We start from the raw sequence: 6,176 nt of genomic DNA on the forward strand, positions 1-6,176 counted from the left end.
CTTATAAGGATGCTTGAAGAAAATTCGTATTTAAAGGCAGAGTGAAATGAATGGGAACCTTGTTTAATGAAATTTTAACCTGGCTGACAAGCCTTGGTTACGCAGGTGTTGCACTTGGACTGATGATTGAAATTATCCCGAGTGAAATTGTACTTGCCTACGGCGGATATATGGTGTCAACAGGAAGCATAGGATTTGTTGGAGCCGTCATCGCTGGGGTTATTGGAGGAACACTTGCCCAGTGCTTTATTTACTGGATCGGCCTTTACGGCGGAAGACCTTTTTTAACAAAGTATGGGAAGTATTTATTCATCCATGAGCATCATATTGCCACGGCAGAACGCTGGTTTGACCGATATGGAACTGGTGTCGTATTTACAGCTCGTTTTATCCCAGTCGTGCGCCACGCGATCTCAATTCCAGCTGGTATTGCAAAGATGCCATTTCTCAAATTTGTTCTTTTGACCGGATTAGCCGCCATCCCTTGGTCCATCCTATTTATTTACCTTGGAATGCAGCTTGGGACAAAATGGGACCACATTCAAAGTGTCGCTCACACGTATACAACACCAATTATGGTCATTGCCATCGTTCTCATCGTACTGTATTTCGTTTTGAAAAAAATTCGCACAAATCGAAAACGGACAATCTAACAAAAACGCCTTTCACTCGTCATGTGAAAGGCGTTTTTTCTATGCGTGCGTCGATTGTTTTTTCATATATTGAGATAATTCCATAATCATTGCACCCATTCTTTCAAGTGAAGGGGCTAGAATTCGGCTTATCCCCTCTTCTTTTAATGCTTCAGCTGTGACTTTTCCAACAGCTACAGCTAATACATGCTGCTCGAATAGATGTTGCAGTTCTTCTTTTTTGCCCCATTCTTCTGCTAGTTTGAAAAAGGCATGAACCTGAACAGCAGTTGTAAAACAAACGGCATGGACCTTCCCTTCTTTCATTTCTTGAAGCAAAGTGTCTGCCGCCTCTGGTTCAGGGGGCGTGTGCTGATATGGCATGAGTTGCAAAACGTCTGCTCCCTTGTGATGTAAAAAGTCAATGAGAGCTGGTGCATTTTCGCCGTGAAGCTGCACCATGACCCGTTTACCTTGAAGTTCTTTGTCTTCTAACTTTGAAATGAGGTCACGAACGGTTCCATCTTCATCAGAAACATCTGGCTGAATGCCGTGTTTTTTTAGAGCCGCGAACGTTTTGTATCCTCTTGAAGCGATATGGGCACTTGATAAAATGTTCATAAATGCTTCTCCAAGCTGCAGCTCTTCTGCACTTTCAATTAATGTGTCTGTGCCGATACCCGTTGTTAAAATGACCCAGTCAGCTCCCTTCTTTACAAAGGTTTCTATGCCTGGCTTTAATTCCTCTTTGGCTAAAAATACGGTGCCCTGAAGAGAACGAATAACAGCTTGTCCTCCTTGCTTTTCAACAAGTGTACGCATTTCTTCTGTTTTTCTTGTTCCGCATATGGCAATGGTCTTTCCAGCTAAGCCTTTACTCATTCTCATCCCTCTTTTTCTATCACATGTATGATGTATTGTATTAAATATAGATTTATTTGGAAGACGTTGCAAGTGTCTACTAAAAAAGAGCTTGACGTTTCTATCGAATTCGAGTATCTTTTGTAAGTGCAAATTGTAGGAGGTCATTATGGAAAAACAGAGTGTTCAAGCAATTCGATTATCAATCGCTGACCCAACACCACTTGGTTTGTTTGGTTTAGCAATGGTGACGCTTGTTGCGTCTTCACAAAAACTAGGAATCACAGATGGCACATCTCTTATTTTACCTTGGGCTATCTTCCTTGGAGGAATCGCGCAGCTGATCGCGTCCATACAAGATTCAAAGCATCATAATATTTTTGGAGCCACTGCCTTCGGCGCATTTGGTCTTTTTTGGATGGGTGTTGGAACCACTTGGCTCATTCAAGCTGGCGTTTTTGGGAAAACGCTTGCGGGAGCTGCGGACCCAAAACAACTAGGTTTTGCTTTTATTGGTTATTTGATTTTCAGCTTATTTATGACGATCGGTGCAATGGAAACACATAAAGTATTGTTTTTGATTTTCGTCTTTATTGATTTCTTATTCATTGGCCTGTCCCTAAGCTCGTTTGGTGTGATGTACGATGTGACTCATACGATGGCTGGTATTGCAGAATTGATTATTTCTCTTCTTTCATTTTATGGTTCTGCAGCTGTTGTGCTGAATACACATTTTGGTCGTACAGTACTGCCAGTTGGACAACCATTTCGCGTGTTTACTAAAGCATAAATAAAAAAGAACTGCTCTTGGCAGTTCTTTTTTTATTCTTATTTTTCTTGTTCCTCTTGAAATATCTCTGCAATGATTTCATAAGAACGCATTCTTTCTTGATGGTCAAACATATCAGAATTAATCATGACTTCATCTGCTTGAGTCGCTTCAATAAAGGCTTCTAACTCTTTTTTCACCTTTTGTTTATCCCCGATCATCGTCGAACTTAATTGTTCGTCCACCATCGCCTTCTCATATGGACTCCATAACCCATCCATACTTTCAACAGGGGCTTTGAGTTTTCCTGGTGTATTACGAATAAGGCTCAAGAATCGCTGATAATGAGACGTCGCCAAATATTCAGCCCGCTCTGTTTGATCAGCAGCAAAAACCGTGACACCAACCATCGCATAAGGTTCTTTTAACACATCTGAAGGTTGAAATGACTGTCTGTATAATTCTAAAGCAGGAATGGTATTTTTAGGGGAGAAATGTGCGGCAAAGGCAAATGGCAGTCCCAGTTCTCCTGCAAGCCTTGCACTAAAACCACTTGAACCAAGAAGCCAAATCGGGATATCCAATCCTTCTCCCGGAACGGCTCTTACATGTTTTTTGACCTGACCAGTCGGTTTGAAATATTGCCGAAGTTCTTCAAGCTGCTCAGGGAAATCCTCCCCATTATGAAGATTACGTCTAAGTGCCCTTGCTGTTAACTGGTCTGTTCCTGGTGCCCTGCCAAGACCCAAGTCAATTCTCCCTGGATACAAAGTCTCCAGTGTTCCAAATTGTTCTGCAATGACGAGTGAAGAATGGTTTGGAAGCATAATCCCCCCAGAACCAACGCGGATCTTTTCAGTCCCTCCAGCAATATATCCAATCAAGACGGATGTTGCTGAACTCGCAACGCCTTCCATATTATGATGCTCTGCAAGCCAATATCTATGGTAGCCCCACTTCTCAGCTTTTTTTGCTAAATCCATACTATGTTCAAATGACTCTTTGATTGTGCCACCTTCTGTTACAGAGGATAAATTTAACACGGAATATGCTGTGTGTTGTAAAACTGATTGACTCATACATGCTGCCCCATTTCTTTCAAAAATCATACTAGTTTCATTCTTTCAACACCATAACATAAAATGATTTAACTTTTAAATGATTTGATTCGATGAACTTCGAACTAAAAAATATCATTAAGCTCAATTCCGCTTTTTAAATTTCCACATAGAATAAAATATTAACTTTTAGGAGATGGGGAATTTGTATAACCAGTACGTTAACAAATGTCCCTTTTGCGGAAAAAATCATGATTGGCAACCTCATTACAGAAAATCTCGTCACGATAGACCTACATTTGATGATTGCCCTCTTCTTAAACGAGAATGTAAAAAGAAAAAAGTTGTTAAACATCACAGCACTTGTGCTAAAGCAAAAGGACGAAAAAAAACAAATACTAAGATTGTAAAAAGAGGTTCTACTGGTGTTACTGGTCCTACCGGAGTTACTGGAGCTACTGGTCCAATCGGTGATACTGGTGCGACTGGAGATACCGGGCCTACCGGTGTAGGATTAACAGGAATTGAAGCGTTTGATCCGGTAGTAAGTCCTACTTACCCGGTAGGGCAAGTAGTGACCTTTAATGGCAGTACGTATGTAGTAAATACTGCACCACCGACAGGTACACCAGATACTTCCCCAGACTACACATTACTGGCTGCAGCAGGATCAACTGGAGATACCGGACCTACCGGTGATACTGGTGTAACTGGAGATACTGGTCCTACCGGTGCTACTGGAGTAACTGGAGTAACTGGAGCTACTGGCCCTACCGGAGCCACTGGTGTAACTGGAGATACTGGTCCTACCGGAGCCACTGGTGTAACTGGAGATACCGGACCTACTGGTCCAACCGGTGATACTGGTGCAACTGGAGATACCGGACCTACCGGTGATACTGGAGTAACTGGATATACTGGGCCTACTGGAGCCACTGGTGTAACTGGTGATACCGGGCCTACCGGAGATACGGGTGCGACTGGTGTAACTGGTGATACTGGTCCAACCGGTGCGACTGGTGTAACTGGTGATACTGGGCCTACCGGTGCGACTGGTGTAACTGGTGATACCGGGCCTACCGGTGTAGGATTAACAGGAATTGAAGCGTTTGATCCGGTAGTAAGTCCTACTTACCCGGTAGGGCAAGTAGTGACCTTTAATGGCAGTACGTATGTAGTAAATACTGCACCACCGACAGGTACACCAGATACTTCCCCAGACTACACATTACTGGCTGCAGCAGGATCAACTGGAGATACTGGAGTAACTGGTGCTACTGGTGTAACTGGTGATACTGGGCCTACCGGTGATACTGGTGCGACTGGTGATACTGGTCCTACTGGTGCCACTGGAGTTACTGGAGCTACTGGTGATACCGGGCCTACTGGTGCCACCGGAGTTACTGGAGCTACTGGTGATACCGGGCCTACTGGTGCCACCGGAGTTACTGGAGCTACTGGTGATACCGGGCCTACTGGTGCCACTGGTGTAACAGGAGATACTGGGCCTACCGGTGATACTGGTGCTACTGGTGATACCGGACCTACCGGTGCGACTGGAGTAACTGGTGATACTGGCCCTACGGGTGCCACTGGTGTAACTGGAGATACTGGCCCTACGGGTGCCACTGGTGTAACTGGAGATACTGGTCCTACGGGTGATACTGGTGTAACTGGTGATACCGGGCCTACTGGTGATACTGGAGATACTGGTCCAACCGGTGATACTGGTGTAACTGGAGATACCGGGCCTACTGGTGCCACCGGAGTTACTGGAGATACCGGGCCTACCGGTGCCACCGGAGTTACTGGAGATACTGGAGATACTGGAGATACCGGGCCTACTGGTGCTACTGGTGTAACTGGTGATACCGGACCTACTGGTGCGACTGGAGTTACTGGTGATACTGGTCCAACCGGTGATACTGGAGATACTGGAGATACTGGGCCTACTGGAGATACCGGGCCTACCGGTGTAGGATTAACAGGAATTGAAGCGTTTGATCCGGTAGTAAGTCCTACTTACCCGGTAGGGCAAGTAGTGACCTTTAATGGCAGTACGTATGTAGTAAATACTGCACCACCGACAGGTACACCAGATACTTCCCCAGACTACACATTACTGGCTGCAGCAGGATCAACTGGAGATACCGGACCTACCGGTGATACTGGTGTAACTGGAGATACTGGTCCTACCGGTGCTACTGGAGTAACTGGAGTAACTGGAGCTACTGGCCCTACCGGAGCCACTGGTGTAACTGGAGATACTGGTCCTACCGGAGCCACTGGTGTAACTGGAGATACCGGACCTACTGGTCCAACCGGTGATACTGGTGCAACTGGAGATACCGGACCTACCGGTGATACTGGAGTAACTGGATATACTGGGCCTACTGGAGCCACTGGTGTAACTGGTGATACCGGGCCTACCGGAGATACGGGTGCGACTGGTGTAACTGGTGATACTGGTCCAACCGGTGCTACTGGTGTAACTGGAGATACTGGTCCTACCGGTGCGACTGGTGTAACTGGTGATACCGGGCCTACCGGTGCTACTGGTGTAACTGGTGATACCGGACCTACCGGTGCGACTGGTGTAACTGGTGTAACTGGTGATACTGGTCCAACCGGTGCTACTGGTGTAACTGGTGATACTGGGCCTACCGGTGCGACTGGTGTAACTGGTGATACCGGGCCTACCGGTGCTACTGGTGTAACTGGTGATACCGGACCTACCGGTGCTACTGGTGTAACTGGTGTAACTGGTGATACCGGGCCTACTGGTGCCACTGGAGTTACTGGTGATACTGGGCCAACCGGTGCCACCGGAGTTACTGGAGATACCGGACCTACTGG

Annotated in this window: 5 protein-coding genes; 3 read left to right on the top strand and 2 right to left on the bottom strand. The window is 45.9% G+C overall.

All coding sequences use genetic code 11. From position 1 onward, the window contains the following. The first annotated feature begins 50 nt into the window (after positions 1 to 50). A complete protein-coding gene (locus LCD34_RS19500; protein ID WP_007499192.1) occupies positions 51 to 653 on the top strand; it encodes a DedA family protein in 603 nt (200 codons plus the stop codon). 39 nt (positions 654 to 692) lie between these two features. On the opposite strand, the gene LCD34_RS19505 is transcribed toward LCD34_RS19500, so the two are convergent. Further along, positions 693 to 1,514, bottom strand: coding sequence for a uroporphyrinogen-III synthase (locus LCD34_RS19505; RefSeq protein WP_024719426.1), 822 nt, complete (start codon positions 1,512 to 1,514; stop codon positions 693 to 695). 148 nt (positions 1,515 to 1,662) lie between these two features. Here LCD34_RS19505 and LCD34_RS19510 point away from each other — a divergent pair, with 148 nt between their 5' ends. Beyond that, positions 1,663 to 2,283, top strand: coding sequence for an acetate uptake transporter (locus tag LCD34_RS19510; RefSeq protein ID WP_017359502.1), 621 nt, complete (start codon positions 1,663 to 1,665; stop codon positions 2,281 to 2,283). A gap of 38 nt (positions 2,284 to 2,321) precedes the next feature. Here the strand turns inward: LCD34_RS19510 and LCD34_RS19515 are convergent, their stop codons facing one another. Beyond that, complete coding sequence (locus LCD34_RS19515) at positions 2,322 to 3,341, bottom strand: LLM class flavin-dependent oxidoreductase (RefSeq protein ID WP_026050100.1); 1,020 nt, start codon at positions 3,339 to 3,341, stop codon at positions 2,322 to 2,324. A gap of 175 nt (positions 3,342 to 3,516) precedes the next feature. Between LCD34_RS19515 and LCD34_RS19520 the strand changes: the two genes are divergently transcribed. After that, on the top strand, positions 3,517 to 6,176 hold a 2,660-nt coding region (locus LCD34_RS19520; RefSeq protein ID WP_411910443.1), incomplete at its 3' end, for a beta strand repeat-containing protein.

Origin of the sequence: Bacillus sp. RAR_M1_44, assembly GCF_020165935.1 — a bacterium.
GTDB classification, from domain to species: domain Bacteria; phylum Bacillota; class Bacilli; order Bacillales; family Bacillaceae; genus Bacillus; species Bacillus altitudinis.